This window comes from Cobetia amphilecti (assembly GCF_020217465.1).
Taxonomy (GTDB): Bacteria; Pseudomonadota; Gammaproteobacteria; order Pseudomonadales; family Halomonadaceae; genus Cobetia; species Cobetia amphilecti.
In genome coordinates this window covers 2,101,428-2,125,538 of sequence record NZ_CP084115.1, presented here as the reverse complement: position 1 = coordinate 2,125,538, position 24,111 = coordinate 2,101,428, and the positions used below count along the sequence as shown (strand labels likewise).

Annotated in this window: 20 protein-coding genes; 14 read left to right on the top strand and 6 right to left on the bottom strand. The window is 61.0% G+C overall.

Features of this window, described 5'->3' with window-relative positions:
* Positions 1-207 precede the first annotated feature (207 nt).
* Positions 208-2,103 carry an EAL domain-containing protein gene (locus LCW13_RS09065; protein WP_175088781.1) on the top strand — a complete coding sequence of 632 codons (1,896 nt, stop codon included), beginning with the start codon at positions 208-210 and terminating at the stop codon, positions 2,101-2,103.
* Positions 2,104-2,180: 77 nt separating this feature from the next.
* Here the strand turns inward: LCW13_RS09065 and LCW13_RS09060 are convergent, their stop codons facing one another.
* Entirely contained in the window at positions 2,181-2,765 is a 585-nt protein-coding gene (locus LCW13_RS09060) for a DUF3833 domain-containing protein (RefSeq protein WP_225346684.1), read from the bottom strand.
* Between the two features lie 1,203 nt (positions 2,766-3,968).
* On the opposite strand from LCW13_RS09060, the gene LCW13_RS09055 reads away from it, so the two are divergent.
* From LCW13_RS09055 to LCW13_RS09045, 3 genes are all read left to right on the top strand, one after another.
* The gene (locus LCW13_RS09055; protein WP_225346683.1) at positions 3,969-4,799 is read left to right on the top strand and encodes an ATP-dependent zinc protease family protein; all 831 of its coding nucleotides are present in this window, start codon (positions 3,969-3,971) and stop codon (positions 4,797-4,799) included.
* A 102-nt stretch (positions 4,800-4,901) separates the two neighbouring features.
* Positions 4,902-6,461 (top strand): inactive transglutaminase family protein, encoded by a 1,560-nt coding sequence (locus LCW13_RS09050; RefSeq protein WP_225346682.1) that lies wholly within the window; start codon positions 4,902-4,904, stop codon positions 6,459-6,461.
* A gap of 1 nt (position 6,462) precedes the next feature.
* Complete coding sequence (locus tag LCW13_RS09045; protein WP_043334235.1) at positions 6,463-7,479, top strand: alpha-L-glutamate ligase-like protein; 1,017 nt, start codon at positions 6,463-6,465, stop codon at positions 7,477-7,479.
* Positions 7,480-7,615: 136 nt separating this feature from the next.
* Here LCW13_RS09045 and LCW13_RS09040 read toward each other — a convergent pair whose 3' ends face one another.
* Positions 7,616-8,227 carry a DUF1826 domain-containing protein gene (locus LCW13_RS09040; RefSeq protein ID WP_225346681.1) on the bottom strand — a complete coding sequence of 204 codons (612 nt, stop codon included), beginning with the start codon at positions 8,225-8,227 and terminating at the stop codon, positions 7,616-7,618.
* Between the two features lie 386 nt (positions 8,228-8,613).
* Here LCW13_RS09040 and LCW13_RS09035 point away from each other — a divergent pair, with 386 nt between their 5' ends.
* The 9 genes from LCW13_RS09035 (at position 8,614) to LCW13_RS08995 (ending at position 15,734) form a co-directional block, all read left to right on the top strand.
* Positions 8,614-9,081 (top strand): Fur family transcriptional regulator, encoded by a 468-nt coding sequence (locus LCW13_RS09035; RefSeq protein WP_043334236.1) that lies wholly within the window; start codon positions 8,614-8,616, stop codon positions 9,079-9,081.
* Positions 9,082-9,140: 59 nt separating this feature from the next.
* Positions 9,141-10,478, top strand: a complete 1,338-nt coding sequence (locus LCW13_RS09030; RefSeq protein ID WP_225346680.1) for a dihydroorotase — start codon at positions 9,141-9,143, stop codon at positions 10,476-10,478.
* 76 nt (positions 10,479-10,554) lie between these two features.
* Positions 10,555-11,745 (top strand): metal ABC transporter solute-binding protein, Zn/Mn family, encoded by a 1,191-nt coding sequence (locus LCW13_RS09025; RefSeq protein WP_225346679.1) that lies wholly within the window; start codon positions 10,555-10,557, stop codon positions 11,743-11,745.
* A 112-nt stretch (positions 11,746-11,857) separates the two neighbouring features.
* On the top strand, positions 11,858-12,688 hold the full coding sequence (locus tag LCW13_RS09020) for a metal ABC transporter ATP-binding protein (protein WP_082388762.1): 831 nt from the start codon (positions 11,858-11,860) through the stop codon (positions 12,686-12,688).
* Positions 12,689-12,766: 78 nt separating this feature from the next.
* The gene (locus tag LCW13_RS09015) at positions 12,767-13,591 is read left to right on the top strand and encodes a metal ABC transporter permease (RefSeq protein ID WP_043334239.1); all 825 of its coding nucleotides are present in this window, start codon (positions 12,767-12,769) and stop codon (positions 13,589-13,591) included.
* 95 nt (positions 13,592-13,686) lie between these two features.
* Positions 13,687-14,133 carry a phosphoribosyl-AMP cyclohydrolase gene (hisI, locus tag LCW13_RS09010; protein ID WP_225346678.1) on the top strand — a complete coding sequence of 149 codons (447 nt, stop codon included), beginning with the start codon at positions 13,687-13,689 and terminating at the stop codon, positions 14,131-14,133.
* A 37-nt stretch (positions 14,134-14,170) separates the two neighbouring features.
* A complete protein-coding gene (yidD, locus tag LCW13_RS09005) occupies positions 14,171-14,452 on the top strand; it encodes a membrane protein insertion efficiency factor YidD (protein WP_206752250.1) in 282 nt (93 codons plus the stop codon).
* 149 nt (positions 14,453-14,601) lie between these two features.
* On the top strand, positions 14,602-15,003 hold the full coding sequence (locus LCW13_RS09000) for an MbcA/ParS/Xre antitoxin family protein (protein ID WP_052384668.1): 402 nt from the start codon (positions 14,602-14,604) through the stop codon (positions 15,001-15,003).
* Positions 15,000-15,734: an RES family NAD+ phosphorylase gene (locus tag LCW13_RS08995; protein ID WP_225346677.1), complete on the top strand. Its 735-nt coding sequence runs from the start codon at positions 15,000-15,002 to the stop codon at positions 15,732-15,734. Before LCW13_RS09000 ends, LCW13_RS08995 begins: the two co-directional genes overlap by 4 nt.
* A gap of 198 nt (positions 15,735-15,932) precedes the next feature.
* Here the strand turns inward: LCW13_RS08995 and LCW13_RS08990 are convergent, their stop codons facing one another.
* Positions 15,933-16,364 carry a SufE family protein gene (locus tag LCW13_RS08990; RefSeq protein WP_054556665.1) on the bottom strand — a complete coding sequence of 144 codons (432 nt, stop codon included), beginning with the start codon at positions 16,362-16,364 and terminating at the stop codon, positions 15,933-15,935.
* A gap of 112 nt (positions 16,365-16,476) precedes the next feature.
* Complete coding sequence (locus LCW13_RS08985; protein WP_225346676.1) at positions 16,477-17,739, bottom strand: tyrosine-type recombinase/integrase; 1,263 nt, start codon at positions 17,737-17,739, stop codon at positions 16,477-16,479.
* Between the two features lie 515 nt (positions 17,740-18,254).
* Here LCW13_RS08985 and LCW13_RS08980 point away from each other — a divergent pair.
* Positions 18,255-19,220 carry a DNA-binding protein gene (locus LCW13_RS08980; RefSeq protein ID WP_225346675.1) on the top strand — a complete coding sequence of 322 codons (966 nt, stop codon included), beginning with the start codon at positions 18,255-18,257 and terminating at the stop codon, positions 19,218-19,220.
* A gap of 244 nt (positions 19,221-19,464) precedes the next feature.
* Here the strand turns inward: LCW13_RS08980 and LCW13_RS08975 are convergent, their stop codons facing one another.
* Both LCW13_RS08975 and LCW13_RS08970 read right to left on the bottom strand, forming a co-directional pair.
* On the bottom strand, positions 19,465-20,871 hold the full coding sequence (locus LCW13_RS08975) for a PhoH family protein (RefSeq protein WP_043334244.1): 1,407 nt from the start codon (positions 20,869-20,871) through the stop codon (positions 19,465-19,467).
* A 395-nt stretch (positions 20,872-21,266) separates the two neighbouring features.
* Positions 21,267-23,849: a TRAP transporter permease gene (locus tag LCW13_RS08970; RefSeq protein WP_225346674.1), complete on the bottom strand. Its 2,583-nt coding sequence runs from the start codon at positions 23,847-23,849 to the stop codon at positions 21,267-21,269.
* Positions 23,850-24,111 lie beyond the last annotated feature (262 nt).

The following is a 24,111-nucleotide window of genomic DNA, read 5'->3' as shown; positions in this document are numbered from 1 at the left end:
GTAGCCTTGCTGCGGGGCTTTCTGCGTCGTGGTGAAGAGAAATTGCATCATGAAGTTGCCTAATGGCAGGGCGTGCAGGGCTTTACACGCTCAATTATCGTTAGTGGCGCGTAATTTGCCGACTCTGCCAGTCAACAGTCGAGACGAGTATGCTCAAGTACTAAAATGCGGTTATATCTCCTGGAAATTCCAACGAGGAAGTAGGCCATGGCAGATTCCACTCCAAAGACGACCCTCGCGCCAGGTGGGCGCCCCGGCTTCAGGCCGGCGGCGCCTCATCCGCGTGAAGAAGAGCGTCTCAATAGCCTGCATTCTTTACATGTATTGGATAGTGATCATGAAAAGCGTTATGACGATCTGACGCGCCTGGTCGCCGATATCTTTGATGTGCCCATCTGCCTCGTGTCGCTGGTGGACGAAGACCGCCAGTGGTTCAAGGCCCATTGTGGGCTGGATGCACGGCAGACGGACAGGGATCTCGCTTTCTGTGCCCACGCGCTGCATGAAGAGCGCTTTCTGGTCATCAATGATGCGCGTCAGGATGAGCGCTTCTTTGATAACGCCCTGGTGACAGGGCCACCGCATGTCTGCTTCTATGCGGGTGCCGTGCTGCGTGATAGTAGCGGATTGCCGCTGGGCACCTTGTGTCTGATCGACCACAAGCCCCGTCAGCTGGCTACGGCCCAGCTGGAGCGGCTGGAGCGTTGTGCACTGTTGGTCGAGAATGAGCTAATCCAGCGTGATGCGCTGCTGGCAGAACGCGCACGCGCCACCCTGCAAGCCAATATCGACCCCATTACCGGCTACAGCCTGCGTAGGCGCTTTCTTCAGAAAATGGCTGCTTGGCTAGAAGAATATGCAAGTCAAGGGCCGATACAAGTCATCCTGATTAAGCTGCAAAATGCTGAAAGACTGCGCAGGCAGCAGGGTGTCGATTTCTACGAAGGCGTACTGCAATCATTGTCCCACCAGCTCAATGAAAACTTCGATGATGAGAGCCTACTCAAGGGGCGCATCAGCGAAGATACCCTGATGATTTTGTTACCTCGTAACCAGGCCTTACACGGCATGCGCTGGCATCGTTTCGTGGAACAACCTTGGCTATTGCATCTCTCCGCCAACACCCGACCTGATTTACTGATCGGAGCAGGCACCTTCATCAGCGATGACATGTCAGGGGCGGAACTGGTCGAGGTGGTGGAAGAGGAGCTTGTCTGTGCCAGTGAATGGGCGCCGAAAGAGAAGGGCGTGCAGTTCGCGGATCTGACAGACAATCTGAATCTGCGTTTCGAGATGAACAACCGCTTTGCCCAAGCACTTCGTGACAATGAACTACGTATCCACCTGCAGCCAATCGTCACTGCTGGCCGTCAAAGCCTCAGTGGTCAGGAAGTGCTACTGCGCTGGCAGGACAAGGATCGCTGGATCACACCCCATCAGATGCTGCGCATCGCCAGACACGCGGGGCTGGATGAGGAGCTTGATATCTGGGTCTTGCGCAGAAGTTGCGCTTTGCTGAGCCATTGGGTTTCGACTAGGGAGGAGGGGGCTACCGTGTTGCCGCTGTCGTTGAACGTAACGGCGTCGCGTCTCGTTGAAGCCGAGTATATGGATGTTCTGCGGCGCGTTCTTCGCCTCTACAGACTCAGGGGAGATTGCCTTCGCCTTGATATCAGCGGTGTCGAGAGTTTTGTCGCGACGCCTGAGCCATTGGTCTCGGCGATGAAATCGCTGGCCAATGACGGCATCAGCTTCTGTGTCGACCGTTTCGGCCCTGAGCATGACAGCCTGCGTCTGTTAAGCATGCTGCCCATCGCTAGCGTGAAACTGCATCCTCGCTGGATCAGTCTGTTGCAGACCGATACGCGTCAGGGGCGGCTATTGAAAGCCTGGACGGCGGCATTGCATGCCCTGGATATATCCGCCATCGCAGTTGGCATCGAACACTCACGCCATCGCCAGACAATGGTTGATCTGGGCTTTGATCAATTGCAGGGACACGCTTTCGGAGAGCCGATGGCGCCAGATGAAGATTACGGTAAATGGAAGGCTAGGGTGGAAAGCTCTCTTGAGCCGCAATCTGACAAATCCGCCGACACATGATGGCTAGGCTATCAGATGCTGGCGCTTATCAAGGATTGGAGCCATTAAGGGCTCACGTTATTGCCGCGCAAGAGCTGTCATTTCGGCTCAGACGCTGGTGAGTCACAGGGACAACGCTGAAATGCCAGGGTAATATTAGCGGCTTCGAGGCCCAGTTTGCGCATCGAAGTCCGGTTCAGGATGCGGCCGTCCGGTTGCAGATACATCCAGTCATCCATGCTGAACTCCCAAGTACTGTCGTCGATCGGTACTTGAAGCACGTAGTTCATGCGCAGGGCATTACCGCGGGTCGTCGCTGTCGCTTCGCCCGTAACATCCGCCGCTCGACCGATCCATTGGCGATCACCCGCAGGGGTAAAGGTCCAGCGGCGGTGTTGTGTCTCGCCATCGGCATAGACGAAGTCTTCCTCAAGAATCAGCTGGTTGCCTTGCATGCTGCCGATGACATCGACCACAAACCGCCGCGTCACCTCACCACGGTAATCCTGCACCATGCCCCAGCCACGCGTGTGGCCCAGGAAGTAGTCATCGATGCGAAATTCAGGGCCGCTGCCCGCGTAATCCTCTATCTGAGGCCCGCTACAGGCTGACAATCCCGCTGCCATGATCAACACTGCTGCGCGGCCGCTGATGCGCCGAAGGCGTCGAATGCCGTTGTGCATGAATCCAGCGCTAGCTGACAGACAGGACGGGAAGGAGGGCATCGCTGACTCCGATTCGCGCCGACGCGTGAGTCATCACGGCGCGCGGCAAGGTTGAGTGACTAGATGAGCGGTGTGGGTCACATGTGGCTCGAATTATTCTACAGCACTTGTGCGTTAATTCTATCAAGGATAAGTTTTTTCGCGCTCTTGAGCTAACGGGCTGTTTGCACACGGACTCTGGCAAAATGGCTCGGAGTGCCTGGTGCGAGCTCAAGTGGATCGTGATCCTTGCCGTCGCTGATGCAAGCGACAGGTTCAACTCGCTGGACTTGGCCCGACGACTCGACCTGATAGGCCTGACCTGATGGACCAAAGCAACTGACCATACGGGCGCCCAGGATCACTAATGAACCCGTGTATATTGTAGTTCGCATAATATATATTATGTTAAATACGATGTTTCGTGAGCGTGCTCAAGCTGTGTACGTCGGTGCCTTGTTCATCCGGGCTGTGTACGGCAATGCTTGAGCGTCGATCGCCTGGTACCAGGCTTCCTCCGTGCGAATAGCAGCTTCTGCATGCCTGCTTCTGAATCTTAGGTTCTGCCTATGGATGAAACCAGCCGATGGAGTCAGCCGGTGTTCCCGCCTATCTTTTGCTGAGTAGCTTGCATTTGATCAGTTTGGCGACAGTCTGACTTGCTATGTCGGCGTGTTCTCATCCTAGAGCGTGGCGCTGTCATGCGGTGATTCCGTGCTGACTCTACGGTGACACCCTGAACAATGCGCAAACAGTGAGGTCTGGCTGTGCAAGTTGCCGCGAAGGCTAGTCCTGTCTGCAGATTGGATTCCATTAAGGTTTTCGTCACCTGAAGGCGACGCAAGCCAAGCTGGCGTTATATTTCCGGCCGGCTGACAGCGGCCCTGACCCACGAATGGTGGGCCCTTGTGTGGTCTGTCCTCGACTGGCGACAGAAAGTGATCGCTACGTTGGTGAATCGCAGGAAATGGCTCGGCGTCAGGTGCTGAAACATGGACAGTCACCATTCGGGCTACGTATGATCGCTCCCAGTAACGCTTCGGTGCTAGAACGCCCAAGCTATACAAGGGAATACCCAGGCATCGTCGGGTCAGTGTGCTGACTGACGATGGACAAGAATTATGTCTGCCGTTCACACAGGTTGTAGAGCGGTAGCAAGGCTGAACAGGAACCTTCTCCCCTATGCTGATCCGCAAGCTGCTATTGCCTGTTACCTTGACCAGTGTCGTTGTCATGGCCGGCTGCGTCCCGGCACAACCGCAGCCGCAGAAACCGGTATTGACGCCAGATGCCTTTTCACAGCGTATCGATGCCCTGCAGGAACAGCTGGCAGGACAATGCAACGTCCAACAGCAGCAACTTGCCGACCAGCAGGCACTGAGCCGCTCTCTGCGTCGTGATGTGCGAGAAGTCGGCAGTCAGCTGCGCCAGATCCATGCCGAGATGGAACAGCCCCCACAGCCGCAGGCCGTGGAAGCCTGCAAGGCCGTGACCGACAACCCCATCCTCGACAAGACCTTGCTTGGGCGTGTCGAGTGGGTCGGCTTCCCCACCATCAGCAGCTATTTCAAGGCGCGTATCGACACCGGGGCCAACACCTCGTCGCTGTCGGCGCGTGATATCACCGAATTCGAGCGCGACGGCGCCAAATGGGTCAAGTTCAAGCTCGCACTGCGGGATGACGGCAAGTATTTCGTGTCAGGTGATCGGGACAAGTGGGTCGAGGCCCAGGTCAGCCGCACGGTGACCATCATCCAGGCCTCCGGTCGCGAAGAGCGTCCCGTCGTCAGCCTGCTTATGACACTGGGTGACATCAAGCAGAAGGTCGAGTTCACCCTCAATGATCGTCGTGATCTCACCTATCCGGTATTGCTGGGCCGTCGCTTCATGATGGACATCGCCGCGGTGGACGTCAGCCGTACCTTCATCAATGCACGTCCGGAATACCCGGGCAGTGCACCCAGTAACGAAGCGGCCAAGGACGAGGACCCGAACGAAGGCAACCGCGACTGAGTGGCAAGCGCCCTCTTGTCTCCTCTGCCCGGCTTCGTTGCCTGACATGGCTCGGTGCGCCACCGAGCCATCATGACTGCTCCAGACATTTCAAGGACTCCCATGTCGCGTTTTGCTTTCTATCTTCTGGTCGGCCTGTTGATGCTGATCGGTGTAGGCCTGACCGCCTATCGCCATATTTCGTTCGATGTGCCCTGGGTGCCCGGTGCACAGCAGAAAGTGTGGGATATCGAAGCCCAGGTGGCCTTCACGGCCACTGGCGGCCCGGTCAAGGCGTCGCTGGCGCTGCCGGAAAATCAGAAGGGCTACAGCGTCCTGACCGAGAACACGGCGTCCTCGGGCTTCGGGCTGTCCTATCTGGATGACCTGCCGGGCCGTCGTGCCGAATGGTCGATCCGTGAAGCGGCAGGCTCGCAGCTGCTGTATTACACCGTGACCATGCTGGAGTCCGATAATGCGACGCCTGCGGCCATCAAGCGTCTGCCTGCCCCCCAGGAAGTCTCCTGGGAGCGTCCTTATGATACCGCCGCAGCCCAGGTCATCGATCAGGCCCGGGAGCGCAGTGCCGATTCCTTCACCTTCGCTCGCGAGTTGATCAAGCAGTTCGACAATCAGCGTCAGGGCGAGAATGCGCGCCTGCTGCTGACCCAGTTCGAGCGTCCCGAGCTCATGCTGCGCCTGCTCAATGAGGCCGGTGTCAGTGCGCGTCTGGTCAGCGGCCTGAGCCTGGAAGACGGTCGTCGTCGCCAGACGGTCTCGTCCTGGTTGCAGGTCTTCGCCGAAACGCCGCAAGGCAACGAGGCGGTGGAGGTCGATGCCGCTGCTGAGGACATCAACACCGACTGGGTGCTGATCAACCCGGAAACCGGCAAGCAAGGTGAGCCGGACAACCTGCTGCTGTGGGAAGGTCGTGGCGCGCCGATGCTGGAAGTCGAAGGTGGCGTGAATTCCCGTGTCAGCTTCTCGATGATCCGTCACAACGAGCCGGCGGCCGTCGCGGTGCGCAACAAGCTGGCCAATGACGAGCTGCTCAACTTCTCGATCCACTCCTTGCCACTGGAAGAACAGGCGCTGTTCAAGACCATCCTGCTGATCCCGATCGGCGCGCTGGTCGTGGTGCTGCTGCGTGTACTGGTCGGCCTCAAGACCTCTGGTACCTTCATGCCGGTATTGATCGCCCTCGCCTTCATCCAGACAAGCCTGGTGACCGGCTTGATCGGCTTCCTGCTGATCGTCGCGACGGGCCTGGTGATCCGCAGCTACCTGTCGCGGCTCAATCTGCTGCTGGTGGCGAGGGTCTCGGTGGTGATCATCACGGTAATCGCGATCATCTCCATCTTCTCGGTGCTCGCCTATCGCTTCGGCCTGAACGCCGGCCTGACCATCACCTTCTTCCCGATGATCATCCTGTCGTGGACCGTCGAGCGCATGTCGATCCTGTGGGAAGAGGAAGGCCCCAAGGAAGTGCTCAAGCAAGGTGGTGGCAGCCTTCTGACCGCCGTACTGGCCTATCTGGCGATGAACAATCCGTGGGTGCGTCACCTGACCTTCAACTTCCTCGGTCTGCAACTGGTGCTGATGGCCTTCATCCTGCTGCTCGGCAACTACACCGGCTATCGTCTGCTGGAATTGCGCCGCTTCAAGCCGCTGACGGAGGATTGAGATGCTCTCGTCATGGCTGAATCGCTGGTCGCGCAACTGGACCACGCCGGGCGCCTTGCGCGCCCGGGGGGTTGTCGGCATGAATCGCCGCAACATCGGGTATATCTCGAAATACAACGACCGCCGCCTCTATCCGCTGGTCGATGACAAGCTGCAGACCAAGTTGCTGTGTCAGAAGTACGGCCTGGCCTCGCCGGAGATGATCGGCAAGGTCGCCAGCCAGTTCGAGGTCGAGCGCGTCGTCGACATGGTGCGCGATCACGCAGGTTTCGTGATCAAGCCGGCCAAGGGCTCAGGCGGCAAGGGGATCCTCGTTATCGAGCACCATGATGGCGAAGAGTATGTGAAGCCCAGCGGCGCGCGCATAACGCGTGCCGACATGGAGCGTCACGTCTCCAATATCCTGTCAGGGCTCTATTCGCTGGGTGGCTCACCGGATGTGGCACTGGTCGAAGGCTTGATTTCCTTTGATCAGGCCTTCGCCGAGTTCACCTATGAGGGTGTGCCGGACATTCGTGTCATCGTCTTCAAGGGCTATCCCGTGATGGCGATGATGCGCCTGTCGACGGCAGCCTCGGATGGCAAGGCCAATCTTCACCAGGGCGCGGTCGGTGTCGGGCTGGATATCGGCAGTGGCTGGGCGGTACGCGGTGTGCAGTACGATCGCCCGCAGTTCGCGCACCCCGATACCGGGCACGATATCTTCTCGCTCAAGGTACCGCAGTGGGACACCCTGCTCGAGCTGGCTGCCGGCTGTTACGAGATGACGGGACTTGGATATCTGGGCACCGACATGGTGCTGGATCGTCGCCATGGCCCGATGCTTCTGGAGCTCAACGCCCGTCCGGGGCTGGCCATCCAGATGGCCAATGGCGAGGGCCTGCGCAAGCGGCTCGAGCTGATCGAGCGTCAGCCCGACGGTGTGCCGGTCGCCGAGCGTGTCGCCTTTGCGCGCAAGCATTTCTCGCGTAGCAAGGAAGATGTCGCCAATGTCGGCATGGCGCCCATCGCCGATTGATCCCGGTTCCACCAGGTTGCCGATCGACTCGTCTGCTGGCCGATGGTGTGGCTGATCGAGCGTTCCAGCGTCTGGAAAGACAGAAACACCCCGCCAAGGCGGGGTGTTTCTGTTTGCTGGCTCACCGAGCCTCAGCTTAGCCGGGGTCCACGCTCAACATCAGGCGGCTACCATTGGGCACCACAGGCGAGCGATGGATCAGCCCTCGCCCTTCGTTGCCCGGCCAGCACTCTCCCTTGAGCAACGCCAGGCTGCCCGGGCGCAGCTCATGTATCTCGCCGGGGGCTAGGCAGATGTCCTGATGTCCTGGTTGGCCATGGCCCAGTGCCATTCTGTCGGCGGCATGTTCCGGCAGCCACTGGGTGCCCGGGCCATCGTAGGTCGTCACCAATCTGACGGGGATGCGGTCGACATGAAAGCGCGGGCACATGGCGCTCTGGGTCATCTCCAGTCGCATGCCGATATCCTTGACCTGGAAGAGCTCGCCCATGGCCTCACCCAGCACACGGATATCCTCTATCAGTGCAGCCCCGGCATCCGGTGCGGGAAGGTAGCGCTCCAGCGCCTCACGCAGCTCACTGATAGGGCCGCGCCAGCGCATGCGCAGCGGGTAGGCACCCGAGGACTGGGCCTTCACCGCCATTTTCAATGCCGCATCGATGCGGCGCTGCATCACGGCCAGGCTGATATGGGGTTCGAAGATCGCCCCCAGGTCACGTGCCTCGTGCCCGATATGCCAATGAGCCACAGGCCTTTGCGCCGACGCGAGAGTAGAAGGTGACGAACTGGCCGCCGGGGGTGGCACGGGCCGTGTGTGAAGGGGCGGGTGCAGCGCCTCGAACTGGGCCATGTAATACTCCTGTCAGGGATGGTCGGTGGTCTATCATCGCGACCAGAAAGTCATTATTGTTATGTTATATCATATTATTTTGTTGTCCACGACTTCATGTCGGCTCCCGCGCCGTGCGTTGCCTTTGAGTGACTCACGCAGCCTCGATGCCTTTGCCGGTGGCCCGTCGTGGTCCAATTGCCCTAGAATAAGCATCTGGTCATTCAGGCTGCGCGCTGACGCCCTTGCCCTCATCGCGCTCGACGCCTTTTGACATCCGGGATTCACGACACTCAGGATTCTTCATGCCAGAGCCACTTTCGCTGATCGACCAGGCCGAGCGTCAATGCCTGGCGCGCGGTGTGCGATTTACGCCGATCCGGCGACGTGTACTGGAAATGATCGCGACCAGTCATGGCGCACTCAAGGCGTATGACCTGCTGGATCAGCTCGCCAAGGAACATGGCGCTGCCCGCCCTCCCACGATCTATCGTGCGCTGGACTTCCTGCTCGAACAGGGCCTCGTTCATCGCATCGAATCACTCAATGCCTACCTTGCCTGCCACTGCCCGGAACATCAGCACGGATTTCAGCTGTTGATCTGCCGCGGCTGCGGTCGTGTCGAGGAAATGCATGATGACGATCTCGGCACTCGGCTAGTCGCCAGCGCCGATCGCCATGGTTTCTCGATCGAACGCCAGACCATCGAGCTCGAGGGGCGTTGCCAGGATTGCACCTCTCAAGCAGCTGCCATGGCAGAAAACGCTCAGTGAACGGCGCTTGCGAGCGCTTTTGATACGATATAACATTTGCTTCCCACGGAGGACGTCACATGCTGGACATCCGCATCTCACAGGCGCAAGTCGTCAACGAAGGCACCATTTCCACTCTGGATGTGGGCATCAAGGACGGGCGTATACACGCCATCGGCAGCGACCTGTCTCACCTCGATGCACGTGAAGTGATTGATGCCGCTGGCCGCCACCTGCTGCCGGGCATGATCGATGATCAGGTGCACTTCCGTGAGCCGGGCCTGACCGCCAAGGGCAACATCGCCACCGAGTCAGCTGCTGCCGTGGCCGGGGGGATCACCACTTTCTTCGATATGCCCAACGTCAAGCCGGCGACCCTGGACAGCGATGCACTGGAAGCCAAGTTTGCCGTGGCGGCCGGCCGTGCCCATGCCAACCACGCCTTCTATCTGGGTGCCAGCAACGACAACCTGGAAGCGATCAAGACGCTGGATCCGAACCAGACCTGCGGCATCAAGATCTTCATGGGCGCCTCTACCGGCAACATGCTGGTCGATGATCCGGAGATTCTCGAAGGCATCTTCAAGCATGCACCGACGCCCATCGTCACGCATTGCGAAGATACGCCGATGATTCTCGAGAACGAGGCTCGCTGGCGTGAGCGTTTCGGGGAAGACGTGCCCTTCTCCGAACACGGTCTGATCCGCTCGCGCGAAGCCTGCATCAAGAGCTCGCGTCTGGCGATCGACCTGGCGACTCGCAACGGTACCCAGCTGCATGTCCTGCACCTGACCACCGCCGAGGAAATGGCGCTGTTCAAGGCCGGCCCGATGAAGGGCAAGCAGATCACCGCCGAAGTCTGCGCGCACCACCTGTGGTTCAGCGACGCCGATTACGACATCCGTGGCAGCCTGATCAAGTGCAACCCGGCAGTGAAGACCGCCGAAGACCGCGCCGCCCTGCGCGCTGCCGTGATGGATGGCCGTATCGACATCATCGCCACCGATCACGCACCGCATACCTGGGAAGAGAAGCAGAACCCGTACTTCAAGGCGCCTTCCGGCCTGCCGCTGGTGCAGCATGCCCTGCTGTCACTGCTCGATCAGGTACAGGACGGCATCTATGACTTGGCGACCCTGGTGCAGAAGACCAGCCACAACGTGGCGGATCGCTTCTCCATCGTCGATCGCGGCTACATCCGTGAAGGGGCCTTCGCTGACCTCGTGCTGGTCGACCTCAATGGCGAGACCAGCGTCACGCGTGACAATGTGCTCTACAAGTGTGGCTGGAGCCCCTTCGATGGCGTGACCTTCAAGGCACGTATCGATGCGACCTTCGTCAACGGTGTGAAAGCCTATGACGGCAAGACCGTCAATTCGGTGGCCAACGGCCAGCGACTCTCGTTCAACCGCGGCTGATGGCGGTCCTGGCGTGCCGGTTCTCGGCACGCCCTGCCTGCATCATGCCGTGATCACTAGCAAAGGAAGTGGTGTCATGAGTATGCATGCGGGCTCTCCCCTGGCGTCTCGCCAAGTGTTGTGTGAAAAGCTGCTGTCCCGGGTCCAGCGCACGCTGGGTCCGCGGGCCGCGCGTGCCCTGCCGCTGAGTGTGCTGGGCGCGCTTGCCGCGTTCGCGACGCCTGCCGCCCACGCCCAGGACAGCGCCCCTCTGCATGTGGCCGTCAGCGTGCCGCCCATTGCGTGGATGGTCGATCAGCTGGCCGGTGAGCATGTCGAGATCACCACGCTGGCCAAGCCGGGCGACAACCCGCACGCCTATGACCCGACCCCGCGCCAGGTGGCCGAGCTGTCGACAGTCCCGCTCTATCTCGCCATCGGTGTGCCATTCGAGCAGGTGTGGTTGCCGCGCCTGGAGAAGAACAACGCCGAGATGCAGGTCGTGCACCTGGAAGAGGGTCTCAACACACGCCACTTCGGTAGTGGCGAGGCGCATGACCACAGTCATGATGAAGCGCATGAGCATGAGCATGAGCATGAGCATGACGCGCATCACGATGATGAGCACGATGATCATGCTGATAACGGTGGCCACGGCGAGCATCACGACGTTCACGAAGGTCATGAAGAACATCATGACGAGCATGAAGGTCACGCCGAGCACCACGATGAGCACGCTGATCATCAGGAGCATGGTGCCCAGCATGACGAGGATGAGGACCTCGGCGAAGCCGACCCCCACCTCTGGCTGGACCCGCAGCGCATGCAGACCGTCGTCGAGCGTGCCGCCGAGGTGCTCGAGGCACGCCTGCCACAGCATGCCAGCGAGATCGATGCCAATGAGCAGCGTCTGCTCAAGACTCTGAGCGAGCTGGATGCGCAGATCGCTCAGACGCTGGCCCCCTACAAGGGCCGCAACTTCCTGATCTTCCATCCCAGCTTCGGCTACTTCGCGGACCGCTACTCGCTCGAGCAGCATGCCATTGAAGTCAGTGGTCGTGAGCCCACGCCGCGCGAGATGGCCACGCTGATCACGCGTGCCAAGGATGAGAACATCGGCACCATCTTCGTCTCGGGGCAGTTCTCCCAGACGGCGGCCAAGCGGATCGCCAGCTCGCTGGAGGCCGAAGTGGCCGTGCTGGACCCGCTGGCAGAGGACTATCTCGACAACCTGAAGCACGCCACCGAAGCGCTGAAAGCGGGTTTCGAGTTGACTGACAGCCAGTAATTGCCGGCCGGGTATTGCGCATATCGTCTGATCTTGCACAATGCCCTGCCCCATCGAAAAGTCAGACGGGCGCTCATGCGCCCGTCTGCGTTGCAACGAGGTACCTTACGTCATGGTCAGCCCCATCTCCGTCGCGCGCCCGCGCACGGACAGCCATCCGGAGGCGTCAGCCACCGGGCGCAGTGTCGGACCGGTCTTTCGCCCGGTGCCGGCAGATGCACCGGATGCCATTGATATTCGCGGCGTGACCTTCCGGTATGGCGAGCAGGTCATTCTCGACGATGTCGACTTTCAGGTCGGCGCGCGCGAGATAGTGGGACTGATCGGGCCCAACGGTGGCGGCAAGAGCACGCTGCTCAAGCTGATACTCGGTCTTCACAAGCCGGCGGCTGGCTGTGTCCGGGTGCTGGGGCGCACGCCCAAGGCCGCCGCGCGCCATATCGGCTATGTGCCGCAGTTTGCCAACTTCGTGAAGCGCTTCCCCATCCGCGTGGAAGATGTCGTGCTGATGGGGCGCCAGGGGCGTCGTCGTCAGTGGGGTCCCTGGCCACGCGCGGACCGTGAGGCGATCGGTGCGGTGCTGGAAGAAGTCGGTATCAGTCATCTGCGCCGTCGGCATATCGATGCCCTCTCCGGCGGTCAGCTGCAGCGTGTGCTGATCGCCCGCGCCCTGGCGGCCGAGCCTCAGCTATTGCTGCTGGATGAGCCCACCGCGAGTGTCGACAGCGATGGCGAGCGCTCCCTGTTCGAGCTGTTCAATCGTCTGGCCAATCGCATGAGCGTGGTGGTGATCAGTCACGATCTCGGTTTCATCAGCGATTACGTCGATCGGGTCGCCTGCCTCAACCGCAAGATGATCGTCCATGACACCGAGACGCTCACCGCTGAATCGATCGAGCGACTCTATGGTGAAAACGTCCAGATGATCCATCACCATCACTGATGTCGCGGCCGGTGACTGTCCGTCTGGCCTGTTTCACTTCCTTCACGTCGCCCGCTCTGCGCTCTAGGCTTACATTACATGAATTTCATCACCGCCCTGGGCAGCCAGGATTTTCTCCAGAACGCCCTCTTCGCCGGCCTGCTGGCCAGTCTTGCGGCCGGTCTGGTCGGCCCCTATGTCGTGGTACGCCGCATCGGCTATCTGGCCGGGGGTATCGCCCATACCGTGCTTGCCGGCATGGGGATCGCCTACTTCATGGGCGCAAGCCCGCTGGTCGGCGCCTTCATCAGCGCCATTCTCGCCGCCCTGCTGATCGGTTACATCAGTCTCAAGGGCTTTGATCAGGAAGACACCGTCATCGGTGCGCTGTGGGCCATCGGCATGGCCACCGGCATCCTGTTCATCAGTCAGACCCCGGGTTACAAGGTCGACCTGATGAGCTACCTGTTCGGCAACCTGCTGCTGGTGCCCGCGGATGCCATCGGCACCCTGGCCTGGATGGTGGGAGGTCTGGCGCTGGTGTTGCTGCTGGTGCATCGCCCGCTGACCGCGGTGATCTTCGATGAAGAGTTCGCGCGTCTGCGGGGCGTGCCGGTCAAGACGCTCTACCTGCTGCTGCTAGTGATGGTGGCGATCACCGTCGTGCTGCTGTTGCAGGCGGTGGGCTTGATCATGGTGCTGGCCTTGCTGTCCTTGCCTGCCGCGCTTGCTGGCCATCATGCCCGCTCACTGGGCATGATGATCGTGATCGCGAGTCTGGCGGCCATGGCCTTCACCACCGGTGGGCTGGCGCTCTCATGGCAGTTCGACCTGCCCGCCGGCGCGACGATCGTGCTGGTGGCCGGTGTCGCCTACCTGCTGTCGCTCATCTGGCGCAGCGCCCGTGGCGGGCTGCGTCGCTGATTCGCGGCTTGTGATACTGATACTGCGTGAGCCCCTGCCAGCGTGACATGACGCTTGAGGGGCTTCGATATGGACTCTGCAAGGAAACACCCTCGATGGCACAGGATGAACTGCTCAAATCGCTGGAGAATGCCGATATCGGCGAGAAGGTCGCGCTGGAGACACTGATCGCCGCCTTGCCCTGGAATGGCGACGGCCTGATTCCCGCCATCGCGCAACAGCATGACAGCGGTGAGGTATTGATGATGGCGTGGATGAACGCTGAAGCCCTGCGCGAGACGCTCTCCACCGGTCGCGTGTGCTACTTCTCACGCTCGCGCAGCAAGCTGTGGCGCAAGGGCGAGAGCTCGGGCCAACAGCAGAAGCTGGTCAGTACACATCTGGACTGTGATGGCGATACCCTGCTGGTCAAGGTCGATCAGACAGGTCCTGCCTGCCATACCGGGCGCAAGAGCTGCTTCTACTGGCGCCTGGATGCTGAAGGTGCCGAGATTACCGATGCACCGATCATTGACCCGAACACCCTGTATGGCAACGCCTGAACGTCGCCACTCCCTCAGGCGCGGCGTGACGTCGGTCATGACGCGCCTGCTGACCGGCTTGCTGCGCGGCTATCAGCTGGTGCTCAGCCCGCTGCTGGGGCCGCGCTGTCGCTTCTATCCTTCCTGCTCCAGTTACGGACTGGAGGCCATCAAGGTGCATGGGCCCCTCAAGGGGTGCTGGCTCACGGCCAGGCGTCTGTCGCGCTGCCACCCGCTGGGCGGGCCGGGTGGCGTGGACCCTGTGCCACCGCGCAAGGGTCACGCCTCGTCTGCCAGCTGCTGTGATGCGCATGATCAGGACGACGCGCCCAGGCCTTGAGGGCATACGCCTTGTGAGTGACTGGGTCGAGTGCCCTGCGAGCGGCGGAGTCTTGCGGCTGGCTGTACGCATGTGAAGTATTTCTGTGTTATTATTCACATGTGTATGGCGTCAGCTGTGACGCCATCGTCAGTCAGCAGGAGAATGTCATGTCCACCGCAGCCGCCCTCGATCGTGTGTCCCCGACCAGCCCCAGTGCGGGCCGCGTTGCCCTCAAGTCCTTCTTCAACATCATGGAGAAGTGGCAGTGCAGCGCGGCGGATCAGCGCGTGCTGCTGGGGGGCATCGGTACCACCACCTATCACAAGTATCGCAAGCTGCCGGAAGTGCGCCTGCCCAACGACACCCTGGAGCGTATCTCCTACGTGATGGGGATTCACAAGGCCCTGCGCATCCTGTTCAGCAATACGCCCGAGATGGCCCATGAATGGGTACGTCGCCCCAATCGTGCGGCGCCCTTCAATGGCCAGAGTGCGCTGGACTACATGCTGGCCGGTCAGGTGGTCTCGCTGGCCGACACCCGCCGTTATCTCGACGGAGTGCGTGGATGAGCGAATGGACGAGCGAAGGCAAGCATGTCGATGACTCCGCCCTTCCCGCGCTGACGCTGCCGGACTGGCAGAACGCCTGGCGCGTGATCTCCAGCGCCTTCCCGCCCATTTCGGTATTCGAGGATATTCTCGAGCCTGATGAGCTGGAGATGGCGTTTGCCATCGAGGCGCTGACCAATGACCGTCTGCGCGAAGAAGCCGGCGAGCTGAGCCGTGTCGCGCCGCAAGACCGCATCAGCGGGCCGGGTTCCACGCCGGTGATGGCAGCCTTCACGCACATTGGGCGTGCCTCGCGCTTCACCGATGGCAGTTTCGGGGTCTATTACTGCGCCAGTACGCTGGATACCGCGATCAGCGAGACTCGCTTCCACATGGCACGCTTTCTGGCCGATACCGCGCAGCCCAGTCAGGAAATGACCATGCGCAGTTACGTCAATCGCGTGACGCAGCCACTGCATGATATCCGAGAGGGCCATGACGCCCTCTGTCAGCCAGACATGGCCAGCTACCCTGCCGGCCAGGCCTTTGCCGCCAGGTTGCGAGAGGCTGGCAGCTTTGGCCTGCTCTACCCCAGCGTGCGCCACGCTCAGGTGGATGCAAGCGCCGAGTGCGCTGCCATCCTGCGTCCGCCGGCGGTCAGCATCCCCATTCAGGGGCCACACCTGCGCTATGTCTGGGATGGTCAGCATCAGGCCATGACGCATGTGCTGGAGGTGCGCGAGCATCGCTGAGGGTGTGCAGACGCCCTGCCGAACGACCTGAGAAAGCCCTGAGAAATTCTTGAGAAAAACCCAAAAAAGACGCCCGCCATTCCGCTCGAAATCTCGAGACTGGAATGGCGGGCGTCTTGCGTTACTCGTGTCGGCCCAGACCTTAAGCGCCAGAGCTAAAGCGTCAGGCCTGAAGCATCAGAGCTAAAGCGCCAGGCCTCAGGCGTTGGCGTGCAGCTCGGCGACGCCGTAGATACGCTTGAGCATCGCATGCAGGCCGTTGGAGCGCGTCGGCGACAGGTGCTTGTCGAGGCCGAGCTCGTTGAGGAAGGTCGGCTGGGTGGCGACGATTTCCTGCGGCGTCCGGTCGTTGTAGATGCGCAGCACCACGGCGATCAAGCCTGCCACGATGGCGGCGTCCGAGGTCGCCTGGAAATGCAGGCGCTGCTCGCTGCCTTCGCCACGCACTTCAGGATGAATCCAGACGTTGGACTGGCAGCCGTCGATCTTGGTCTCAGGGCCTTTCAGCGCTTCCGGGTATTCCGGCAGCGCCTTGCCCATGTCGATGATGTACTGATAGCGGTCCATCCAGTTGTCGAAGAAGCTGAATTCCTCGACCAGTTCCGCCTGCGCTTGTTGCGCGTCGCTCATGCTGACTCCCGATGATGTCACTGCAAAGTGTCTGAAGATACGCTGTCGCCATGATAACGCCTGACCTCGCCGGACGCACGGCGCCTTCGGGCATGAGCGCGTGTGGCAGCGCTCATGAGTCGTGTTCTGGCGCCTCAGGCGGATGGCCTGGCGTCGCCAGCGAATGTCTGGCCATCTGCTGCTGCCACTCGCTGTCCTCGGCGTGCAGGTAGCGCGATGTCGTATCCAGTCGCGAGTGTCTGGCGGAGCGCGACAGAAAGCGCAGCTCTACCCCGGCCTGTGCCTGATGGGTGATCGCGGTGTGGCGCAGCCAGTGAGGGCTTGCCTGATCGAGGGTGCGTGCCATCAGCTCGCTGGCGTCGCCAGGACTCTGGATTCGCTGGCGCATGTCAGCGGCAGCCTGTGTGAATGTCTGCTTGATCAAGCGGTAGAGCTGGTTGTCGCCGAGCGGTGTCGTGCCATCCAGGCGCGCCAGCAGCGGCAGCGACTCGTCGGCGGGCAGCACCTGCGGCAGATCACTGAGCCCGCGCAGGCGTCGCCAGCGAACCAGCGCCTCGAGCATCGGCGGCGGCAGCGGAATCTCGGCCAGCTTGGCCCCCTTGCCTATCACGCGCCACCACCACTGGCCTTCCCGTTTGACGATATCGCCCATCCTCGCGGCGGCCATCTCCGCGATGCGTGGCGCCATCAGATAGGCGAACGCGAACAGAAAGCGCTGGCGCTCGGCCACGAAGCGCTCGCGGGACACCTCATCCTCAGGTGAAGCACCGAGCGGTGTCAGCTCCTCGCAATGCGCTTCGATACGCCCCCACAGCCAGTCCCATAGCGGGCGCTCGAGATAGCGTTCGATGCGCAGCGTGCGGTTGTCCATGCGCCGCTTGTCGCGCATTAGGCGGAACGGATTGCGTGACAGGTAGCCGGCCTCGATCAGCCAGGCATACATGCCCTGCAGGATCACCAGGCTCTGACGGCGGCTGGCGGGGGCCAGCGGGCCGCGAAAGGGTCGCCACTGCGGATGCTTGCGGGCGCGCACGCTGCCGATCCAGACCTCTGCAGGCTGAGGGTCGGCCAGAAACGCCTCGAAGTGCTCGAGGCGTTCGCGATCCAGACTGGCCAGGGCAGATTCTCTGCCCTGCTCTCCCTCGGCCTTGAGCCATAGCAGCAGGCGCTCCGCCTCCTTGCGGTAGGCGCGCAGCGTCTGAGCGCTGTGGCGATATTCGTTGAGCCAGGCGGCCACGGCTTCGACATCCGTGCGGGCGCGAATCAGTGAGCGTTCGTCAGCGGCCGTCAGCTGGGCATGCTGATGCGCTCTGGATAGCTCGCCCTCCAGATGTCCGACCAGCGCCGTGATGCCGTCATGCGTGCTTTCTTCCACCGATCAACTCCCGTTGCAGCATCTTGGCTGTATATGGCCCGTCTGGGGCGTCATATCAGGCGTGCGCCGCTCTGTGGCGCCCCTGTCCTTCTCTTGTCTGCCCTTCCCTGTTCTGTCCTAGCTTGGCCTGTCCTAGCTTGGCCTGTCCTTGGGGCTGATTGTGACGTTACGACCATGATAATTCAAGATAAGTCGCGTAATCATGAATTTGTTGACCTGCCCGTATCGTAAATTACGTATTACGTAATATGTAATTATCTTTATCTTGTCAGTAAACATCGCTAAGATAGGCGCCATGCTGATGACAAGCTGACGGCAGAAGAAGGCGAGCGGCATCCACGCTGACGCTCTCGCCAGATGGCGTGGCCCATCCGCTGCCTTTGCGTGTATGAGAGTGCGTGCTGGAGAGTGGTAGTTGGCCGTGCTTCGTGGCGTAATGGCGGTCAAGCAGCAACGACTGACGACGTATCACTGACAGACTACGTATCAATGACGGACTACGGACGGAGATTCCCATGGCGCGCACTGGCGTCCAGTACGAGGATGTACAACGAGCCATCGAGTCACTGATGGCGCGGGGCGAGGCCCCGAGCGTGCAGAAGATTCGTGAAGTGCTGGGCACCGGCAGCTTCACCACCATCAGCGATCACCTGCGTGACTGGCGCCAGCGGCGCGCCGAGAAACGCGATGAGCCGCTGAGCCAGGCCATGCCTGACAGTCTCACCGAGACCCTGGCCACGGTCTGGAAGGAGGCGCAGTCACTGGCCAATGAAAGCCTGGTGCACTATCGCCAGGAAGCGGACAAGCAGACCGTCGAGGCGCGTGAGGCCGAAGCGCAGGCACAGCGCCGCGCGGAAGATGCCGAACAGCGTCTCAGCGCCCTGTCCGAGCAATTGGCCCAGGTGCAGGCGCGCCTTGAAGAGCGCGTGCAGGCCTTGGCGACGTTGACCAATGAGCAGGAACATTGGCAACAGCTGCAGGACAAGCTCGAAAAGCGTCTGACCCTGGCCCAGGAAGATATCGCGGCCATGGAGCGCACGCGCGAAGTGGACCATGAGCGTCATCAGCAGGCGATTCAGACGCAGGAAAGCGAGTGGAAGGAGCGCCTCGCGCAGGAAGAGGCGCGTCATGAAGCCAGTGAAACGCGCCTGATGAAGATGCTGGATGATGCACGCCTGGAGAAGAGCGAGCTCGACAAGCAGCATCGACGTCGTCAGGAGCAGCTCGAGAAACGCGTCGAGCGTCTCGATGCCCAGGCAGCCGAGCAACGCAAGCAGCTGCAGGAAGAAGAGCGCCGCCGCTTTGAGGAGACCTCGGCTCGCCAGCAGCGCGAGACGGAGCTCAAGGACATGCGTGCGCAGCTGGAGCACTCCTCGGCGGAATACTCACGCCTGGAAGCCCAGCTCGGGCAGCTGACGCACGAGAACAAGCTGCTCAAGGAACGCCTGGCCTTTGCGCCCTTGCCGCCCTTCGTATGCTGAAAGCCTTGTCGGGTGATCGCCACGCCCTTGCGGCGTGAACTCCGTGACTGACATGACGTAATGCACACGAAAACGCCGCCCTGATGGGCGGCGTTTTTTGTCAGCGCTGTCGAGTTCTCATTCTCGTGATGTCAATCTCGTGATACCAAGCTCGTGATACCAAGCTCGTGATATCAGAGCCGTCAGTGTCGTGATGGCGACGCCATCGAGTGACTATCAGGTTGTCAAAAGTGTGGCGAACACCTCACAGAAGCTCTTCCGCGACCAGCGCCAGGCGTGAGCGCTCGACGCACTTGAGTGTCACGTGACTGGCATGCGGCCACGAGCTGAAGCGCTGCACTGCCACCGCAAGGCCGCAGGTGTTGGCGGTCAGGTAGGGAGTGTCTATCTGGCCCACATTGCCCAGCAGTACCACCTTGGTGTTGGCGCCCGCCCGTGTCAGCAGGCCCTTGAGCTGCTTGGGCGTCAGGTTCTGGGCTTCATCGATGATCAGGAAGGTGTCGCTCAGCGTGCGCCCACGCATGAAGGACGGTGAGCGGATCTGGACGCGATTGCCGATCCAGGCGCGCGTGGCCTCCTCGTTCCAGGCGCTGGTGCCTTCTCCCTCCTTGCGCAGCAGGTTGTCCATGTTGTCGTGGAAGGCCCCCATCCACGGCGACATCTTCTCTTCTTCCGTGCCGGGCAGAAAGCCGATCTCTTCGCCCATCGCGATCGGCGCGCGGGTGAAGATGATGCGCTCGAAACGCTTCTTCTCCAGTGTCTGCTCGAACGCGGCAGCCAGCGTCATGTAAGTCTTGCCGGTGCCTGCACTGCCCGCGATCGACACCATGTCGACGCTGTCGTCCATCAGCAGGTTGAGGGCGAAGTTCTGGCGACTGTCATGGGCATTCACCCCCCAGGCGCTGCGCTCGTTGCGATAGTTCTGCAGCACTTCCAGGCGTGCATAGTCGTGCTCCAGCTCGCGCACGATGGCCTCGAAGCTGGCGCCATCATCCCCATCGCAATCCGCGATCAGCATGCCCGGGTACCAGTCCTTGGGCATCTGGCCTGACAGTTCATAGAAGGTGCGATGGTGCTCGCGCGTGACGGTGACATCGACCTGCATGTCGTCCCAGACGCCCTGGCCGTCGTGGCCGGCCTCATGAAAGAGCTTGACGCCCTCGATCATGGCGTCGCTGTCGGTGAAGGCGCGGTCCGTCAGATAGTCTTCCACCGCCATGCCCAGGGCGGCGGCCTTGATGCGTAGGTTGATGTCCTTGGTCACCAGGATGACCGAGGCGTCCTGACAGCGCGCAGACAGGCTGCGAGTCTCGGCAAGAATGCGATTGTCGGCACAGGCGTCGCTCTGATCGACATGGCCGGAGAGGAAGTGAAGGTTGCCCGCGCCATTCATGGAAGGCGGGAGCGGAATTCCACGCAGGATTTCCTGAGGTGTGACATCCGCGGTGAGATCGGACAGCGTACGGCTGATCTGGCGGGCGGTATGGGCAATCTCCTTGTTGCCATTCTTGTGCTTGTCCAGCTCCTCCAGCACCGTCATCGGAATGACGACATCATGCTCGTCAAACTGGAACAGGGCTGAGGGGTCGTGAATCAGCACGTTGGTATCGAGGACGTACAGACGACGGGACTGCTTCTCGACTCTTACCATTGGCGACATGCCTTCCGTTGGAGTGTGCCCCTTGAAGCTAGCATGATGAATATGTCGATCGTGTTGCAAAAACGCGTTCAGATTTCACGCTAGCCTTGCAGACAGGTCACGCAAGGCAGGCGCATACTGTTGCTCCCTCATGAAATGCCCTCTTGCCTTGTTCCTGACAGCATCATGCTGAGCAGCGCCAACCTGTAGCAGAGAGAGCCAGCCGCGCCGCAGGCAAAGTCAGCGCCTCAGGCATAAGTCAGCGCCTCAGGCATAAGTCAGCGCCGCAGGCATGAAAAAGCCGCCCACCGAGCATCTCGGGGGCGGCTTTTGTTTATCCCCTCACGGCATCGGCCGTGAGGGTTGGCGCTCAAACGCTATCTTGTCGAGCGGATAGCGCTTGGGCGTCAGGCAACGGCGGGTTGCTGACGACGTCGACGTACCTGCAGGAAGCCGATCAGCCACAGCAATGCCAGTGCCGGCAGCATGGCGATTTCCTTCGGCGGACGCTCAGCCGTCTGCTGGATGCCATCGATGGTGTAGTCGAAATCGATGCCGGCCTGCTGCGCCACGCTGCCGTACTCGATCATGCTGACCAGTACCTGCTCGTCGCTGATATCCAGCGTCAGGCCGACATCGGTCAGACGGGCTTCGCCACTCTCGGCATCAGAAACTGGCAGCAACACGGTCTTGGAGACCTCGTCGCCGTCCAGATTGATACCCGAGACGTGAATCGGCAGCTTGCTGTCCACCGGCGCTTCGGCGATCAGCGTCTCGATCTGCTGCGGTGCGGCCATGGTGGTGGGTGGATAGATCATGTCCCACCAGTAGCCCGGACGGAACAGCGTGAAGGTGATCAGCAGCAGGCCGATGGTCTCGTACCAGCGCGTGCGCGTCAGCCAGTAGCCTTGCGTCGCTGCCGCGAAGACCAGCATCGCCGCGACGGCCGAGGCCACCGTGATCGCCAGGTGCCAGTAGCTGTCGATGTTCATCAGCAACAGGTTGGTATTGAAGATGAACATGAACGGCAGGATCGCGGTGCGGATATCGTAGGTGAAGCCCTGGATACCGGTCTTGATCGGGTCTGCCTTGGCGATCGCGGCCGCCGCGAAGGCGGCAAGCCCCACCGGTGGCGTGTCATCGGCCAATATCCCGAAGTAGAACACGAACAGGTGGACGGCGATCAGCGGCACGATCAAGCCGTTTTCCGCGCCCAGATTGACGATGACCGGCGCCATCAGCGTCGAGACGACGATGTAGTTGGCGGTCGTCGGCAGGCCCATGCCCAGAATCAGGCTGATCACGGCGGTGAAGAGCAGGATCAGCATCAGGTTGCCGGCCGAGATGAACTCGACGAAGGCGGTCATCTTGAGGCCCAGCCCGGTCAGGGTCACGGTGCCCACGACGATACCTGCCGCCGCGGTGGCCACGCCGATGCCGATCATGTTCTTGGCGCCGATCACCAGACCGTGGAAGAGGTCTTCGCCACCGCGTTGTGCGGCGCCGCCGACATTGCCTTCCTTGCGGAAGATGGCCACCAGCGGACGCTGGGTCACGGTGATGAAGATCATGAACAGCACGGCCCAGAAGGCCGACAGCCCCGGTGACATGCGCTCGACCGTCAGGCACCACACCAGTACCACGACCGGCAACAGGAAGTAGAGACCGACCTTGACGGTCGGGCCGACCGGCGGCAGTTCATCGATGTCGCCTTCCCCAAGTTCCGGGAAGCGTGCCGAATAGGCGATCAGTGCCACATAGGAGGCCAGCAGCAGCGGCAACACGATCCAGACCGCGCCATCCCCCGCCAGGGTCTTGATCCAGCCGATGCCGTAGTAGACGACCAGCGTGAGTATTCCCATGCCGATGAAGACGGTCAGGAAGGTCAGCAGAGTCGCGATCATGCTGGTCTTCTGGGTGCGCTTGAGGCCTTCCATGCCGGCCTTGCACGCTTCCAGGTGCACGATGTAGATCAGGGCGATGTAGGAGATCAATGCCGGCAGCAAGGCATGCTTGATGACGTCAAGGTAAGGAATGCCGACGTATTCGACCATCAGGAAGGCCGCGGCGCCCATGATCGGCGGCGTCAGCTGACCATTGGTGGACGCGGCCACTTCCACGGCGCCCGCCTTGGTGGCCGGGAAGCCGACCTTCTTCATCAGCGGGATGGTGAAGGTGCCGGTGGTGACGACGTTGGCGATGGAGGAGCCGGAGATGATGCCGGACAGGCCAGAGGCGACGACGGCGGCCTTGGCCGGTCCGCCCCGCATGTGGCCGAGCATGGAGAAGGCCATGCGGATGAAATAGTTGCCGGCGCCAGCACGTTCCAGCAAGGCACCGAACAGCACGAACAGGAACACGAAGTCGGTGGAAACGCCGAGCGCGACCCCGAATACCCCTTCCGTGGTCAGCCACTGGTGGCCGAGCAGCTTGTTGAGGCTGGCCCCGGCATGCGCGATGACATCGGGCATGTAGGCGCCGAACAGGCTGTAGAGCAGAAAGACGCTGGCGACGACCGCAAGGGGCGGCCCGAGTGCGCGCCGCGTGGCTTCCAGCAGTAAGACCAGGCCGATTCCCGAGAACACCAGGTCCACGGTGGTATAGGCGCCTGCGCGACGTGCCAGTTCATCACTGAAGATCAGCACATAGGCGACACCCGCCACGGCGAAGATCGCCAGGGCCCAGTCATAGAGGGGAATGCGATTGGCGGGAGCACCCTTGTAGGCCGGGTACGCCACGAAGGCCAGCGAGATGGCAAAACAGAGATGCACGGCGCGCGCGGTGTCGGAATTGAGCAGTGACAGCGGCGAGGCGTGGTAAAGCTGAAACAACGACCATGCCAGTGGAATCAGCCACATGAAGTGGCGGCCCACGAAGCCCACGGGATGACGGCCGCCGGTTTCCGACTCCAGCATCTCGAGGACTTCAGCATCATGATGCGTCTCGGCGTCTGGCGCCTGAGACGTTGCTGCAGTTTGGGTTTTGGTCATTTTTTGTGATCCGGTACGCGAGTCAGGCGATGGCTGACAGGTCACCTTCTTGCTCGACCAGAAGGTCCTGCTCAACCACATGCTTATCAAGCTGGTTACGTCTTCAGTATGTCCGGCCTGACAGATGTTTCCATTGATTCACCCGATCAGGGCGTAAATTTCCTGAACGATGTCCTGAACGGGCAGCGAGCTAGGCTCGTGACGAGCGTGAGACCTTGTATGGTCACGCTTGTCCATGCTGCGGCTGCCGTCACGCCACTCG